We start from the raw sequence: 16,225 nt of genomic DNA, 5'->3' as shown, positions 1-16,225 counted from the left end.
ATTACAGCGGATTGATCCAGGCTTGTTCTTTTAACACTTTCAATTGGTCACGCAGGTTGGCGGCTTTTTCGAATTCGAGATTGCGTGCCGCTTCCAGCATTTCCTTTTCGATGCGCTTGATTTCCTTGGCCAGGGCTTTTTCATCGAGCACCACCGTCGACAACGCGCTCTTGCGCTTCGCGATACCGGCATTATCACCGTAAACGCCGTCGATCAGATCACGTACTTTTTTGTTGATGCCCTGCGGCACAATACCGTTGGCTTCATTAAATGCCAATTGTTTATTTCGGCGGCGCTCGGTTTCATCAATGGCCCGCTTCATGCTATTGGTAATTTTATCAGCATAAAGAATGGCACGACCCTGCAAATTACGCGCGGCACGGCCGATGGTTTGAATCAGGCTGCGCTCACTGCGCAAAAAACCCTCCTTGTCGGCATCCAGAATCGCCACCAGCGATACCTCCGGAATATCCAGCCCCTCGCGCAGCAGGTTGATGCCGATCAGCACGTCGAACATGCCCAGGCGCAGGTCGCGGATGATTTCCACCCGCTCCACGGTGTCGATATCGGAGTGCAGGTAGCGCACCTTCAGCCCGTGCTCGGTGTAGTAGTCGGCCAGCTGCTCCGCCATGCGCTTGGTCAGCGTGGTCACCAGCACCCGCTCGTTGCGCTCCATGCGCAGGCGGATTTCCGACAGCAAATCATCGACCTGCGTCGCCACCGGCCGGATCTCGATCTCCGGATCCACCAGCCCGGTTGGCCGCACCACCTGCTCCACCACCTGGCCGGCATGCGTGGTCTCGTAGTCCGCCGGGGTGGCGGAAACGAAGATGGTCTGCGGCAGCAGGCGTTCGAACTCGTGGAATTTCAGCGGCCGGTTGTCCGCCGCCGACGGCAGGCGGAAGCCGTACTCGACCAGGTTCTGCTTGCGCGCGGCATCGCCCTTGTACATCGCGCCGACCTGCGACACGGTGACGTGGCTCTCGTCGATGAACATCAACGCGTTCTTCGGCAGGTAATCGATCAGCGTCGGCGGCGCATCACCCGGCGCACGGCCGGAAAAATGGCGCGAGTAGTTCTCGATGCCCTTGCAGAAGCCCATCTCGTACAGCATTTCCAGGTCGAAGCGGGTGCGCTGCTCGATGCGCTGCGCCTCCACCAGTTTGCCTTCCTTCTGGTACCACTCGATGCGCTGGCGCAGCTCCAGCTTGATCTGCTCGCAGGCGCGCAGCACGGTGTCGCGCGGCGTCACGTAGTGGCTGCCGGGATAGACGGTAAAGCGGCCGACGCGCTGCTTGGTGGCGCCGGTCAGCGGGTCGAACAGCGTCAGCGTCTCGATTTCATCGTCGAACATGCTCACGCGCACCGCCAGCTCGGCACTTTCCGCCGGGAAGATATCGATCACGTCACCCCGCACGCGGAAGCCGCCGCGCGAGAAATCGACGTCGGCACGGTCGTACTGCATGGTCACCAGCCGCGCGATGATGTCGCGCTGCGCGATGGTCTCGCCCTCCTTCAGGTGCAGGATCATCTGGTGGTATTCGGCCGGATCGCCGATACCGTAGATCGCCGACACGGTGGCGACGATGATGCAGTCCGGCCGCTCGAGTATGGACTTGGTCGCGGACAGCCGCATCTGCTCGATGTGCTCGTTGATGCTGGAATCCTTTTCGATGAACAGGTCCCGGCTCGGCACATAGGCTTCCGGCTGGTAGTAATCGTAGTAGGACACGAAATACTCGACCGCATTCTCCGGAAAGAACTCGCGCATTTCCGCGTACAGCTGTGCGGCCAACGTTTTGTTGTGCGCCATGATGATGGCCGGACGGCCGGTGCGGGCGATGACATTGGCCATGGTGAAGGTCTTGCCGGAACCCGTCACCCCCAGCAAGGTCTGGAATGACAGGCCGTCATCCAGCCCCTCCACCAGCGATGCAATCGCCGTCGGCTGGTCACCGGCCGGCGGAAACGGCTGGTGCAAATGGAACGGACTCTCCGGAAAAACAATATTCATCGACATTCACCCATTCGTCACGCCAGGGATAGCTGGTCCAATTGTTTTTCATGGCATAAATAGAAAATCAATCCGGACAAATCCATTCTGGCGATTTAAAATAAAATCTGTTTTATCACGTAACTCACCACGCATCGGAGCCACAAAAAGATGCTAAAGAATTTATTTGTTGCTTGCGTGCTGGCGCTTAGCAGCGGCGCCATTATGGCCGCCCAGCCGACAAGCTATCATCCGTCGGAAGCCGCCCAGCCGCAATTAAGCTCGCACTCGGTCGCCATCGTCGACGGCCGCACCGGGCAGATGGTATTCGAAAAGAATGCCCGGCAAAAGCTGCCGATCGCCTCCATCACCAAGCTGATGACCGCGATGGTGGTGCTGGACGCCGGCTTGCCGCTGGACAGCCCGATGACCATCAGCGACGAGGAACTCGACCGCCTGAAGAACACCGGCTCGCGCCTGTCCGTCGGCTCCACGCTAACCCGCCGCGAGATGCTGCTGCTGGCGCTGATGTCGTCGGAAAACCGTGCCGCGGCGGTACTGTCGCGCTACTACCCCGGCGGCCGCCCGGCGTTCATCGAGCGCATGAACCAGAAGGCGCGCGCCATCGGCATGCAGAACGCCAGTTTCTACGACTCGACCGGGCTGGACGTGCGCAACAGCGCCACGGCGATGGATCTGGTACGCCTGGTCAAGGCCGCCAACCAGTATCCGCTGATCCGCCAGTTCACCACCATGACCGAGTACACGGCACAGCCGAGCGCCACCCGCACGCTGCACTACAAGAACAGCAATGCGCTGGTGCGTGAAGGCCAGTGGGCGATCGAGCTGTCCAAGACCGGCTTTATCAACGAAGCCGGCGGTTGCCTGGTGATGGAAGCCGAAGTCGGCAGCCAGAAGCTGGTATTCGTGCTGCTGGCCGCCAACAGCTCGGCGGCGCGGGTACGGGACGCCCGCTCGATCAAGACCTGGCTGGAGTCCATTCCGCACACCTGGCTGGCGGGTTAAACCGCGCCAAGGTTGGCCGCAAGCAAAAAACCCGGTGCCTGGCACCGGGTTTTTTCATGGCCGCTCAGCGCGCAAAGGCAATCAGGTGATCCAGCTCCAGACGGATGCCGATCGCCTCGCCGATGGCGTGGTTGTGATGGCTGGGCACCTGCGCCAGCACCTGCTGACCGGACGGCAGCTGCAGCGTGTACATGAACTCGGAGCCCATGAACACCTTGCCCTTGACGACGGCGGTCAGCTCGCTGTGGTCGTCGTGCACCACGTCGTCCGGACGCAGCAGCACGTCCACCTGCGCGCCGACCTGGTAGGCCAGCGGCGTCAGGCTGCAATACTCGCCCACTTCCAGCGTCACGCACTGCGGCCCGCTGATCACCGCCGGCACGAACGCGCCCTGACCGATGAAATCGGCGACATAGCGGCTGGCCGGCTCGTGGTACAGCTGGTACGGCGATGCCCACTGCTGCAGGTGGCCGTGGTGCATCACGCCGACCTTGTCGGCCATGGCGAACGCCTCCTGCTGGTCGTGGGTAACCATGATCGCGGTCATGCCCTGCTCTTTCAGGATGCCGCGCACCTCATGCGACAGGCGCTGGCGCAGGTCGACGTCGAGGTTGGAAAACGGCTCGTCCAGCAGCAAGAGCCGCGGCCGCGGCGCCAGCGCGCGCGCCAGTGCCACCCGCTGCTGCTGGCCGCCGGACAGCTCGTGCGGATAGGCGCCGGCCAGCGCCGACAGGCCGACCACTTCCAGCATCAGCCCGATGCGCGCCTTGCGCTCGCCGTCGCCAAGACCGCGCAGGCCGAAGCCAACGTTGGCCGCCACGTCCAGGTGCGGGAACAGCGCGTAATCCTGGAACACCATCCCCACCGCGCGCAGATGCGCCGGCTTGTTGTAGCCGGGAGCGGCGATACGCTCGCCGTTGAGCCGGATGTCGCCACCGCGCAGCGGCTCGAAGCCGGCAATGCAGCGCAGCACCGTGGTCTTGCCGCAGCCGGAGCTGCCCAGCAGGCAGGCGATCTCGCCCTCCGCCAGCTGAAACGACATGTTATCGATCACCGGCTTGCCGGCGTAGGCCTGGCTGACCGCATTCAACTGAAGCAAAGCATCCATCAAGCAACATCCTTTTGACGTGACAACAGCAAGGTAGGAATCAGACCGACCAGCACCAGCACCACTGCCGGCAACGCTGCCTGGTCAAACACCCCTTCCGACGTCAAACCGTAAATCCTGACCGCCAGCGTATCCCAGCCGAACGGGCGCGTCATCATGGTGATCGGCATCTCTTTCATCACATCGACAAACACCATCAGTACCCCGGTCAGCAGGCCGCCCTGCAGCAACGGCAGGTGCACATGGCGCAGCAGCGCAAAGCCGGAATAGCCGAGGTTGCGCGCCGCTTCTTCCTGGCTGCGCGTGATGCGGTTCATCGCCGCATCCACCGCCGAGTAACCGACGGCGAGAAAGCGCGACACGTAGGCCAGCAGCATCACCGCCAGCGTGCCCTTCAGCACCGCGGTGACATCCTGGCCAACAAAGAAATGCCCGATCAGCACATTGTCCAGCCAGGCAATCGGCACGAAGATGCCGACCGCCAGCACGGTACCGGGTACCGCATAGCCCAGCGTCGCCACCCGCGCCAGTAGTCGCACCAGCGCACCACCGTCACGGCGCCGGGCATAGGACAGCAGCAAAGCGACGCAGACGATCATCAGCGCCGCCATCATCGACAGCGTCACCGAGCGCAGCGCATAGCCGAACAGGGCCTCGTTCCACTCCTGCTCCAGCGCGCCCCACGACCAGACCAGCAACTGGCCGAACGGCAGCACGAAGGCCAAGACCAGCACCAGCAGCGCGTAGCCGCTGGCCAGCCAGGCGCGTGCGCCGGCCAGACGCAGGCGTGGCAGCGGTGCGGCGCGACCAGCCTGCACATAGGCGCGACGGCCGCGCGCATACTGCTCCAGCACCACCATCACGAAGATCAGCGCCACCAGCAGCGACGCCAGCTGCTTGGCGGTATCCAGCGAGAACAGCGAGAACCACGCCTTGTAGATGGCGGTGGTGAAGGCATCGAAGTTGAAGATCGACACGGTGCCGAAATCGGCCAGCGTTTCCATCAGTGCCAGGATCAGGCCACCCATGATCCATGGTCGCGCCATCGGCAGCGCGATGTGCCAGAAGCCGGCACTGCGCGACAGCCCCAGCGTCTGCCCCACCTCCAGCGCGCGGCGGCCCATGGTGGAGAAGGCATTGCGCGCCAGCAGGTAGACGTAGGGATAGAACGCCAGGCTCATCACCAGCACCAGACCGCCGGTGGAGCGGATCGGCGGAAACCAGCGCGTATTGTCGAAATGCGCGCGCAGCAGGGTTTGCACCGGGCCGGAAAAATCGAACAGCCCGACCTGGGTGAACGCCATCACGTAGGCCGGCATCGCCAGCGGCAGCATCAGCGCCCAGTTGAAGTGCTTGCGCCCCGGAAAATCGTACACCGCCACCAGCCAGGCCAGCGGCACGCCCAGCAGCAGCACGCCAGCGGCCACGCCCAGCACCAGCCACAGCGTGTTGTTCAGCAGCTCCGGCAACGCGTAGTCGAGCAGGTGCTGCCAGATCACCGGGTCCGGCGTCAGCGACGACAATACGATCACGGCGAGAGGGATCAGCGTCAGCAGGCTGATCAACAAGGCGACAAGCGGCCAACGCCAGCGTCGGAAAACGGATGGCATAGAAAAATGAAGGCGAAAATCAAAAGGCGGATTATCCGCCTTTAGCCCTTGCGGCTCAAACGACATTCACGGGCCTCGCAAACGAAAAAGGGCGCCACGGCGCCCTCGGGTTGAAACCACTGCGGGATTACTTGTAGCCGACGCGGTCCATCAGCATCACAGCTTCGGCCTGTTTCGAGCCGGCCACTTTGACGTTGATCAGGTTGTGCTTGAAGTTGCCCCACGATGCCACCAGCGCATCGGCCTTCACTTTCGGGTTGGCCGGATACTCGAAGTTGACGTCGGCGAACATGTTCTGCGCCTTGTCGGACGACAGCCACTCCAGCAGTTTCACCGCGCCCTTCACGTTCTTGGCGTAGCGCACGATACCGGCGCCGGACACGTTTACGTGGGTGCCCTTGCCAGCCTGGTTGGCCCAGAACGGGCTGACCGGGAAGGCCGGGTTCTTGGCGACGATACGGCCGTAGTAGTAGGTGTTGGCCATGCCGACATCACACTGGCCGGCGGCAATCGCCTCCAGCACCGCGTTGTCGTTGCCGAACGGTGCGGTCGCCAGGTTGTTGACCCAGCCCTTGACCATGCGCTCGGTGGCCACCGGGCCGATGTCGGCGATCATGGTGGCAACCAGCGACTGGTTGTAGACGTTCTTCGAGCTACGCAGGCACAGCTTGCCCTTCCACTTCGGGCTGGCCAGATCTTCGTAGGAAGCCAGCTGCGCCGGCTTGACGGTGTTCTTGTTGTAGAAAATGGTACGGGCGCGGACCGACAGGCCGTACCAGTTGTTGTCCGGGTCGCGCAGGTTGGCCGGGATGTTGCCGTTCAGCACGGCCGACTTTACCGGCTGGAACAGGCCCATGTCTTCGGCCTTCCACAGGTTGCCGGCGTCCACGGTCAGGAAGATGTCGGCCGGGGAGTTGCTGCCTTCTGCCTTCAGGCGCTCCATCAGCGGGCCTTCCTTGTCGGAAATGACCTTGATGGCAACACCGGTTTCCTTGCTGTACGCGTCAAACAGCGGCTTGATCAGCTGTTCGGCACGGGAGCTGTACACCACGATTTCTTCCGCAGCAGCGGATCCTGCGAAGACAGCCAGCAGCGAGGCAAGCAATACCTTTTTGTTCACAGTCACACTCCTTAAAAGCCCGTTGTCAGGCATAGCATCAATGGCAGCGATTGTAATAAAGACAAGAATCGTTATCAACAGCAATTTGCAACAAAACTGATCTGCATCAGTTCCGGCCGCGCGTGAAACCACCATCACATAAAGCAAAGGTTGGCCGCAAAACGACGCTTGCGGCCAACCTTTAAGAGGTGCAACGCGACTCAGCGCCGCACCGGAAAGCGCACCCAGTCGCCGACATCCACCTTGCCGCGGGCATTGCGCAGCATCGCCACCGCCAGCCGCGGCTGCACCTGCAGCAGCTCGACATCGCCGATCACCCGCTCCGGCAGCCCCAGCACCACGCCGTCGCCGCGACGGATCTCGGTCTGCGGCTGCTGCTTGTAGACGATGAGGCGGTCGGCACTGGCCAGTCCGTCCAGCGTGCCGGCGCCCAGGTAGACGCGGTCACCGTCCACCCGCACCACCCGCGCCGCGAACGGCAGGCAGTGCATGGTGTTCGCCAGCTTGCCGGCAACGCCATCCAGCAGCGTCGCCACGCTGCGGCCATAGTCGTTTTGCTGGAAGCGGCTCAGATCGAAGACACGTAGCGAGCTGTCGTGCACCGCGCCGCGCGCAGTCGTTGCCACCGTGGCTGTGGCCAGCACGCCGCCGGTCAGCGCGTCGTACAGCCAGTATTCGACGGCGAAGCGGCGCTCCACCGGCACCACCCGTGCCGAGGCGCCGAACAGGCCGGCCAGCGGCCCGGTGTAATACAGCCCGGCCTCGCTGCCGCTGGCGCCGCCAAACGCGCCCAGCCGCGGCTCCTTGCGGGTGACGCCGGTATCCAGCACCCGCCCGGCGAGCACGAACTGCACCTCCTCGCGGCGGCCGATGTCGCGCACGGCATCGCTGGCCTGCCACGGCTCCTGCACCTTGCCGCCGGGGAACAGCGACACGTTGCCGGCATCCAGCGCGCGCACGTCGCGCAGCGCATTCAGCCGTCGTGACAGTTCGGACGGCAACCAGGTCGCCAGATTGCCGAGGTCACCGGCATCCTGCGGTTGAGTTACCTCGAAATAGGTGCTGACCAGCCGCCGGGTCAGGAAACGCCCCGCCGGTGTCGCCGGACGGGCGCAAGCCTGACTGGCAGACGCACCGGCCGCTTCCGCGGCGGACACCGGTTCGGCGGTATCGACTTCCACCGTGACAAACAGCAGCCCGTCACGTTGGCTTTCCTGCAGCACGCGCGGCGTACCGGGCAGCGTCAGCGGCCCGGTCATGCTCGATTCGGTCAGTTCGCCGTTATCGAGCCGCGACGTGGCCTGCAGCGTGCCGGCGTGGGTCATCGCCATCTGCCGCACCGCGTCCTCGATCGCCTGCTGCCGCGCCGCGACAAGGCCGGACTCCAGCGAGGCCATGCCTTCGGCGCGATACACCTCGGCCGCCGCCGGTCCTGCCAACAAAAACGCCGCCCACAGGGCGGCGTACCAGAATGGTTTAGTTTTCATCTGCGCCGTCAATGCGAAACATAGTAGTCGCCACCGTAGACACAACCGCTGTCGGTACATCCCAGCTTGCTGCCGTCGGCGGCGGGCAGCACCCGCGCCGCGGTCGCCACGTTGCCGGTGGTCACCAGCGCGCTACGATAAGCCTTGAAGAAGCCTTCGTCCAATACCACTTCGCCGATGGTCTCGCTGCTGCCGTCGGCCTTGAACTCGGTGGACAGCAGTCGCACGCCGCGCAGGTAGGCATCGACGAACACGCGGTAGCTATCGTTGGCCGCAATCATGTTGCCGACGGTACTGCTGCCGGACAGCTTGAAGCCCTGCACCTGCTCCGCCATTGCGCGATAGGCATCCAGCTGCGAGGCACGCATCGCCAGCAGGCGGCGCTGCACCGGCGACAGGCTGCGGTTGGCCGGCGGCGCGCCGTAGCCGACCACACGGATGCGCAGTGCGTTGTATTTTTCCACTTCCTTGGCTGCCGGCTCGGACAAGGGGCCGACATAGCCGCCGCCCATCATCACGCCGCCCTGGGTCATCACCGGCTGCCGGGAGATCCCCGGCTGCTCATGGCTTCCCGCCACGGCAGGCGCATCGGCAACCACCATCCAGCCTTCGCCGGCCGCTTCCTGCGCCGCCGGCGCCGCGGACGAGGCGCAGGCTGTCACCGACACCAGTGCCAGCAGACTTGTTGCCAAAACCGTTTTTTTCATTGCGTTCTCCGCCTACTGATTACATGTCGTGTTATTGCTTCATCGCTTTATCGGCCGTTGCCGCACAATCTTTAACCGCCGACGGGCGCGCCGCAGCTCGCGCCGGCTGGCACATCGCCGCCGGCCTCATGCTAAACTGCGCGCCTCAACTCTCCGGAAACCATGGCCATGAAGAAGATTGTCGCCCTCGCCTTGCTGTTGCTGCCCTTGCTGGCGACCGCCGCGCCCAAAGTGGAGCTGCAGACCAACAAGGGGCTGATCACCGTCGAGCTGGCGCCACAAAGCGCGCCCAAGACCGTCGACAATTTCACCCGCTACGTCAAGGCCGGCCATTACGACAACACCGTGTTCCACCGCGTGATTGACGGCTTCATGATCCAGGGTGGCGGTTTTACCATCGACGGCGGTGCGCTGTCACAAAAACCGACACGCGCGCCGATCGCCAACGAGGCCGACAACGGCCTGAAGAACGTGATCGGCAGCATCGCCATGGCACGCACCAACGATCCGCACTCGGCGACCTCGCAATTCTTCATCAATCTGGTCAACAACGATTTTCTGGATTTCCGCAGCAAGACGCCGCCAGGCTGGGGCTACACCGTGTTTGGCAAGGTGACCGCCGGCATGGACGTCGTCAACCGCATTGCCAAGTCGCGCACCGGCTACATTGGCGGCATGCAGGATGTGCCGATGGAGCCCATCGTCATCCAGAAAGCCACTTACAAACCCTGATCCCCAAGGACTCCCATCATGATCAAACTGACTACCAACTTCGGCGACATCACGCTGGAACTGTTTGCCGACAAGGCACCGAAAACCGTCGCCAACTTTGAGCAATACGTGCTGGACGGCCACTACGACGGCACCATCTTCCACCGCGTGATCAACGGTTTCATGATCCAGGGCGGTGGTTTCACTGCCGACATGAAGCAGAAGGACACCCGCGACACCATCGAGAACGAAGCCAACAACGGTCTGTCCAACAAGACTTACACCGTGGCCATGGCACGTACGCCGGATCCGCACTCCGCCAGCGCCCAGTTCTTCATCAACGTGTCGGACAACGACTTCCTCGATTTCCGCAGCGAAACCATGCAGGGCTGGGGCTACGCCGTGTTCGGCCAGGTGGTTGCCGGCCAGGACGTGGTTGACCGTATCAAGGGCGTGAAAACCGGCCGCACCGGTGGTCACCAGGACGTGCCGGTCGAGCCGGTCATCGTCGAAAAAGCCGAGATCGTGGCTGCCGCCTGATCCCGTTCACGCAAGACCCGGGGCCGCTGCGTGCGGCCCTTATTCATGGTGCTGCACGATGGCCATACACCTGATCTCCGATCTGCACCTGCACGCCGAAGCACCGTGGCTGGGCGAACTGTTCCAGCGCACGCTGCGGCAGTGGGCCGGCCACATCGACGCGCTGTACATCCTCGGCGACCTGTTCGAGTACTGGGTCGGCGACGACGACGATGACGCCTTCGCCCACAGCATGGTTGCGGCGATGCGCGACTTCAGCCGCCACACACCGCTGTTCGTGATGCACGGCAACCGCGACTTCCTGCTCGGTGCCGGCTTTGCCGCCGCCAGCGGCGCCACGCTGCTGCCCGACCCACACCCGCTGCAGGCCTACGGCCGCCGCTACCTGCTCAGCCACGGCGACGCACTGTGTGGCGACGACAGCGCCTACCAGCAGTTCCGCGCCATGGTGCGGCAGCCGGCCTGGCAGCAAGCCTTCCTGCATAAGCCGCTGGCGGAGCGCCACGCCATCGCCCGCCACATCCGCGAGCAGAGCGAATCGCGCAAGCAGCAGGACGGCCCGAGCGAAATCAGCGACGTGACCGAAGACGCCGTTGTCGCCCTGCTTGCGGCCAACCCTGGCTGCACGCTGATTCACGGTCACACCCACCGTCCGGCCGTACACCACCATGCGCTGGCCGACGGCGAGCGTACACGCTGGGTGATCCAGGACTGGCACGACGGCCGCGCCGGTTACCTGTGCCTGGATGACAGCGGCGTCTCCGCCCACCCGCTGCCGTAAGCCCCCCCGCCACAAGGTTGGCCGCAACGCCTGTCCGGCATTGCGGCCATTTTTTCGTCTTTTCCTTTGTTTTCAGTAGCTTGACCTGATTGCTCAGGGTTAACCCGCAAGGGCAAGCCCCAAATGACGCCGACCGCCGGCTGCCGCTAAAGTTCGCGCACGGCACATAACGCCTCGCGCAACCGCCTGCCGTCAGGCAGCAGCACCGAGATCGCGCATCACAATAAGGAGAGTTACATCATGTGGTCACACGTTTACGACCCGCTCGGCAGCCCGTGGCTATCCACGCTGGCCGCCAGCATCCCGGTCATCGTCCTGCTGGGCGCACTGGGCCTGTTCCACGTCAAGGCGCACAAGGCCGCGCTGCTGGGCCTGGCGACCTCGCTGCTGGTCGCCATCGGCGTGTTCGGCATGCCGGCCGAACTGGCCGCCAGCGCCACGCTGCTGGGCGCCGCCAACGGCCTGCTGCCGATCGGCTGGATCATCCTCAACGTGATCTTCCTGTACCAGCTCACCGAGCGCAAAGGCCAGTTCGCCATCCTGCGCGAATCGATTTCCGGCATCACCACCGACCGCCGTCTGCAGCTCTTGCTGATCGCGTTCTGCTTTGGTGCCTTCTTTGAAGGTGCCGGCGGCTTCGGCACCCCGGTGGCCGTCACCGGCGCCATGCTGATCGGCTTGGGCTTCTCGCCACTGGCCGCCTCCGGCCTGTCGCTGATCGCCAATACCGCGCCGGTGGCCTACGGCGCGCTGGGCACCCCGATCACCACCCTGGCCAAGGTCACCGGCCTGGATGTGCTGCAGATTTCGTCGATGGTGGGTCGCCAGATGACCCTCTTCGCCATCATCGTGCCGTTCTGGCTGCTGATCGCGTTCTGCGGCTGGCGCAACACCATGCGCATCTGGCCAGCGGTACTGGTGGCTGGTCTGTCGTTTGCCATTCCGCAGCTGATCGTGTCCAACACCATGGGGCCGGAACTGGTGGCGGTGATCGCCTCGGTGTGTTCCATCGCCGCCTTGGTCGGCTTCCTGAAAGTATGGAAACCGAAAGAAATCTACACCTCCACCGCCGGCACCATGGGTGGTGAAGCCGCCAACGGCGCCAAGGCCATCATCGCCGACAAGCATCACGGCTACAGCAGCGGCGAGGTGATCCGCGCCTGGCTGCCGTGGCTGATCCTGTCGGTGGCGGTATTCGCCTTCGGCTCGCCCACCATCAAGAAGCTGCTGGACAGCATCTTCACGCTGGAAATCCAGTGGCCGGGCCTGCACAACCTGATCTACAAGATGCCGCCAGTGGTGACCGAGCCGCACCTGGAAGCCGCCATCTACAAGTTCAACCTGCTGTCCACCACCGGCACCGGCATCCTGGTCGCCGCGCTGATCTCGGCGCTGATCATGGGCTACCGTCCGTCCGAAATGCTGAAGGTGTACAAGGAAACCTTCTGGTCGCTGCGTTACTCGCTCACCACCATCGTGGCGATGCTGGCACTGGGCTATGTCACCCGCTTCTCCGGCGTCGACATCACCCTCGGCCTCGCGTTCTCGCACACCGGCGTGTTCTATCCGTTCTTCGGCACCCTGCTCGGCTGGCTGGGCGTGGCACTGACCGGCTCCGATACGGCGGCCAACGTGCTGTTCGGCGGCCTGCAAAAAGCCTCGGCACAGCAGCTGGGCCTGTCGCCGATCCTGATGACGGCGGCCAACTCCTCCGGCGGCGTGATGGGCAAGATGATCGACGCGCAGTCCATCGTGGTCGCCTCCACCGCCACCCAGTACTACGGCAAGGAAGGCGTGATCCTGCGCTTCGTGTTCTTCCATTCGCTGGCACTGGCCTGCCTGGTCGGCCTGGTCGTCTCGGCCATGGCCTACCTGCCACCGTTCACGGCCTTGGTCATCCACCCGTAAAAACGTATGCTGGGCCCAAGCTATGCCCGGGCCCAGCATACCGATCGACACGGATGTGACACACGCCTGACAGCCCTAAAGAACTACGGTCCCAAGCAGCTTTTCATATTTGGGGACTCCTCAGGCGATGAGGCTGGTTGTCGTCACGGGTGTCTGTTATAGCAAAACACCACCTCCGCGCGCACCCAACAAGCGTAGTCTGCCGGGCATCTTGTTTCAGGAAAACCATCGCACAAAAGCCAATCCGTGTTCGGATTGGCTTTTTTCTCGAGCTTAGGCGCGCGAGCAGAACTTGCCGCTGCAACCTTCTGTATCAGGCCAGTAAACACAAGCGATCACGCTACGCCATACTGACCCCACCATGCCATGACTGTTTACCGATCTCACGGCAACAAAAAAAGGGCCGGAAACCCGGCCCTTTTGCACTGACAGCCTGCGCTGCTTACAGATCCACCTTCAGATTGCCATTGGCCAGCAGGTTGTTGATGATATTCGCATCGCCAGCCCCAAGGTCAGACAGTTTCACGCCTTCAAGCGTGATGGCCTGATCGAAGCCACCCACAACATTACCGCTGGAACTGATCTGCACAACGGCGTTACCGGCGGCATCCTTGTCGAAATGCAGGTAATTGCTCAGGTTACTGCTGTTCTCACCCTGCAGCAGGTCTTTCAGATCCAGCACGTCACCACCGACACCGGCCTTGAAGTCAGTGATGCTATCCCTCGCAGCCGAGCCCACGGCACCCGCATCACCCAGCGCCCACTTGAAGGTGTCGATACCTGTGCCACCAGTCAGCGTGTCATTACCAGCACCACCAACCAATGTATCGCTGTCTGCGCCGCCTTTCAGCACATCGTTACCACTACCGCCATACAGCGCGTCACTACCGCGGCCACCATCCAGGTAGTCGTTACCGGCATCACCGTAAAGCGTGTCGTTGCCATGACCACCCAGCACCACATCGTTACCTGTATCGCCATGCAGGGTATCGTTGCCAGCCCGGCCATCGATGAAGTCATTGTCGGCACCGCCACTCAGGCTGTCGCCACCGGTGGCACCGTAGGCAATATCTTCGCCGTTGCCGTAGCTGACAGTCTGGCCGGTCTGACTTGAGCTCGAGGTAGCGAGCTCACCACCTCTAACGTTGCTGCTCAGCCAGTCAGTGTCGTCCCACTGTGATGCATTGCCATTATCGAACTGTGTGCTGTAGTCATACTCGTTGTTGGGGTGTACGCCAACATACTCGTCCGAGTTGATCAGCAGGGCCTTGCCGCTGGCGCCATTCACGTCAATCGTGAACTGATTGTCTTGGGACAGGGTAATCGCCGAGTTGCCGGTCACGGTGAGGTAAACCCGCAACATCACCTCGCCGTTCTCGGCATACAAGCGCTCGGACGACAGCGTCGCACCGCTTGGCAGGCTCTTGTTGATCAGCGTCAACGTGGCATTCTGGTCACTGTCGGTCACCAGGATATCCCAGTGCAGCGATTCGCCCACCGCCAACGTCATCGTGCCGTTCTTCACCTTCATGTCGAATTCGTTAGCATTCGACGTGTAGTTCATCAGCCAGTAGGCACCACTGTTGCCGCTGCTATACGACACCGGAGTATCCTCCACCGCGGTCACCGTAATATTCAGCGTGGACGCATCGGTGGTCTTGCCATCGGTCACGACGTAATTCACGGTCGGCACCGGACCGTTGAAGTCTTTCACCGGCGTGAAGACATAACTGCCATCGGCATTGACCTTCAGCGTACCGATATTGGCAACCGTGGCAGTCTGACCCGCGGCGTAGCTGCCGCCGCCGATGGAGAAGCTGCTTACCGTTACGGCGCCTTCGATGCTGCTGGTACCGGTCAGCACCGAACCGCCGAGCACGCCATCCTCCGCCATGGTCACCACCTCGTTGGCATCGGTGAAGTTGGCCACATCCAGTACGGTGATAGTAAAGTTGGCTTGGCTGCTGTCGCTATCCACCACGCTGCCATTTACCACTTCGCTGGAAGTCGAGGTTACCGTCAGGGTGTAGTTGCCCGGTTGGTCCACCTGAATCTGCAGGGTGGTCAGACTCCAGCCCGTCACATCCAGCTTGCCGTTGGTACCAACCGTCAGCTCATGACCAGCGCCATCCTTCAATACCGCCCCAACCGGCAGACCGGAAATCTCGACAGCCAGTTCTTCGGAACCATCGGTATCGGTCAGCGCGGTATTGATATCTCCCAGGCTGAAGAAACTGTTCTCGTAGCCCTTGTTCTCAACCGCCGAGAAAGTGATGTTGTCCAGCAGGGCGCCGTAGCTGTTCCCTGAATCCGTAGACGTGAAGATCAAACGGTAAGTCCCGGATGCTTCTGCCGTCCAGTTCTCGGTCACGTTGTGCCAGCTGCTGTCCGTCGGCGAGAAGGTGTACAGCACGACAGACGAACCGGTAACCGGGTTACCGGAGGCATCCAGCTTGACCAGCGATACCGACATGCCGGAACTGGCAATATGGCCATTACGTGCCGCAACATCGAAATCCAGCTCGTAGAAGCGGCCAGCTTCAACCTGGATATCCGCATACAGGGTCTTGTCGCCGGTGGCGGCTTCAATCTCCATGACTTTGTTACTGGAGCTACCGCCCTGGTAGATGCCTTCCTTGCCTACCTCGACATAACCACTGCCATTCCAGGTGCTCCAGGTGCCCACCGTGCTGGTACCCGAAATCGTGTTGATCTGGATCGTCTCGGAATAACCCTGGGAAGGCAGTGCCACATCTTCAAAGTTCATTGAAGCCACGGTCTGATAATTGTTGATCGTCAGTGCCGGTTTGTCTGCCACCGGTGTTACATCAATATTCAAGGTAGCGCTGGTACCGGTATTCGTGGTGTAAGTCACCGCGGGAACGGCACCACTCCAGTTGCCGGCCGGCGCGAAGATGTAGCCGCCATCGCTACCCAGGGTCAGCGTCCCGACACCGTTGATCGTTGCCGTCTGGCCAGCAGTGAAACTTTCTGTAGTGCCATCACCATTGATGTCCACGGAGAAGCCAGCCACTGTCAGGTTGCTATCAATATCACGGTCGTTGTCCAGCACATTGCCACTCACCGCCGTATCTTCCAGCGTAGTGTTGCTGTCGATGCCTGCCACACCTTTATCGTCCACCGGGGTGACGCTGATGCTGAGGGTGGAGCTGTCGCTGCTCACGCCGTCGCTGACGGTGTAGCTGACCAGCGGTACCGCGCCGTGGTAGTTGG

At 62.2% G+C, this 16,225-nt stretch carries 12 protein-coding genes; 5 read left to right on the top strand and 7 right to left on the bottom strand.

All coding sequences use genetic code 11. The features are described 5' to 3' along the window. Nucleotide 1: 1 nt before the first annotated feature. Complete coding sequence (gene uvrB / locus C8E02_RS11865) at nucleotides 2–2,014, bottom strand: excinuclease ABC subunit UvrB (protein ID WP_120810966.1); 2,013 nt, start codon at nucleotides 2,012–2,014, stop codon at nucleotides 2–4. A gap of 150 nt (nucleotides 2,015–2,164) precedes the next feature. Between uvrB and C8E02_RS11860 the strand changes: the two genes are divergently transcribed. Beyond that, on the top strand, nucleotides 2,165–3,019 hold the full coding sequence (locus C8E02_RS11860) for a serine hydrolase (RefSeq protein ID WP_120810964.1): 855 nt from the start codon (nucleotides 2,165–2,167) through the stop codon (nucleotides 3,017–3,019). 64 nt (nucleotides 3,020–3,083) lie between these two features. Here C8E02_RS11860 and C8E02_RS11855 read toward each other — a convergent pair whose 3' ends face one another. The 5 genes from C8E02_RS11855 to C8E02_RS11835 form a co-directional block, all read right to left on the bottom strand. Further along, a complete protein-coding gene (locus C8E02_RS11855; protein ID WP_047967393.1) occupies nucleotides 3,084–4,127 on the bottom strand; it encodes an ABC transporter ATP-binding protein in 1,044 nt (347 codons plus the stop codon). Then, nucleotides 4,127–5,737 (bottom strand): ABC transporter permease, encoded by a 1,611-nt coding sequence (locus C8E02_RS11850; RefSeq protein ID WP_120810963.1) that lies wholly within the window; start codon nucleotides 5,735–5,737, stop codon nucleotides 4,127–4,129. Before C8E02_RS11850 ends, C8E02_RS11855 begins: the two co-directional genes overlap by 1 nt. A 127-nt stretch (nucleotides 5,738–5,864) precedes the next feature. Next, nucleotides 5,865–6,890 (bottom strand): extracellular solute-binding protein, encoded by a 1,026-nt coding sequence (locus C8E02_RS11845; RefSeq protein WP_211329238.1) that lies wholly within the window; start codon nucleotides 6,888–6,890, stop codon nucleotides 5,865–5,867. A gap of 167 nt (nucleotides 6,891–7,057) precedes the next feature. Continuing rightward, nucleotides 7,058–8,344: a flagellar assembly protein T N-terminal domain-containing protein gene (locus tag C8E02_RS11840; protein WP_170152155.1), complete on the bottom strand. Its 1,287-nt coding sequence runs from the start codon at nucleotides 8,342–8,344 to the stop codon at nucleotides 7,058–7,060. Between the two features lie 8 nt (nucleotides 8,345–8,352). After that, nucleotides 8,353–9,051: an LPP20 family lipoprotein gene (locus tag C8E02_RS11835; RefSeq protein ID WP_120810960.1), complete on the bottom strand. Its 699-nt coding sequence runs from the start codon at nucleotides 9,049–9,051 to the stop codon at nucleotides 8,353–8,355. A gap of 168 nt (nucleotides 9,052–9,219) precedes the next feature. Between C8E02_RS11835 and C8E02_RS11830 the strand changes: the two genes are divergently transcribed. The 4 genes from C8E02_RS11830 (at nucleotide 9,220) to C8E02_RS11815 (ending at nucleotide 12,991) form a co-directional block, all read left to right on the top strand. Then, nucleotides 9,220–9,783 (top strand): peptidylprolyl isomerase, encoded by a 564-nt coding sequence (locus C8E02_RS11830; RefSeq protein ID WP_120811375.1) that lies wholly within the window; start codon nucleotides 9,220–9,222, stop codon nucleotides 9,781–9,783. 18 nt (nucleotides 9,784–9,801) lie between these two features. Continuing rightward, complete coding sequence (locus C8E02_RS11825) at nucleotides 9,802–10,302, top strand: peptidylprolyl isomerase (protein WP_047967390.1); 501 nt, start codon at nucleotides 9,802–9,804, stop codon at nucleotides 10,300–10,302. 58 nt (nucleotides 10,303–10,360) lie between these two features. After that, entirely contained in the window at nucleotides 10,361–11,083 is a 723-nt protein-coding gene (locus C8E02_RS11820) for a UDP-2,3-diacylglucosamine diphosphatase (RefSeq protein WP_120810959.1), read from the top strand. 240 nt (nucleotides 11,084–11,323) lie between these two features. Further along, nucleotides 11,324–12,991: an L-lactate permease gene (locus tag C8E02_RS11815; RefSeq protein WP_120810958.1), complete on the top strand. Its 1,668-nt coding sequence runs from the start codon at nucleotides 11,324–11,326 to the stop codon at nucleotides 12,989–12,991. A 442-nt stretch (nucleotides 12,992–13,433) separates the two neighbouring features. Here C8E02_RS11815 and C8E02_RS11810 read toward each other — a convergent pair. Continuing rightward, nucleotides 13,434–16,225: type I secretion C-terminal target domain-containing protein (locus C8E02_RS11810; protein WP_120810957.1), on the bottom strand; the 2,792-nt coding region annotated here is incomplete at its 5' end.

The sequence above is a fragment of the Vogesella indigofera genome (genome assembly GCF_003633895.1).
Taxonomy (GTDB): Bacteria; Pseudomonadota; Gammaproteobacteria; order Burkholderiales; family Chromobacteriaceae; genus Vogesella; species Vogesella indigofera.
This window is presented reverse-complemented; position numbering and strand designations above follow the sequence as displayed.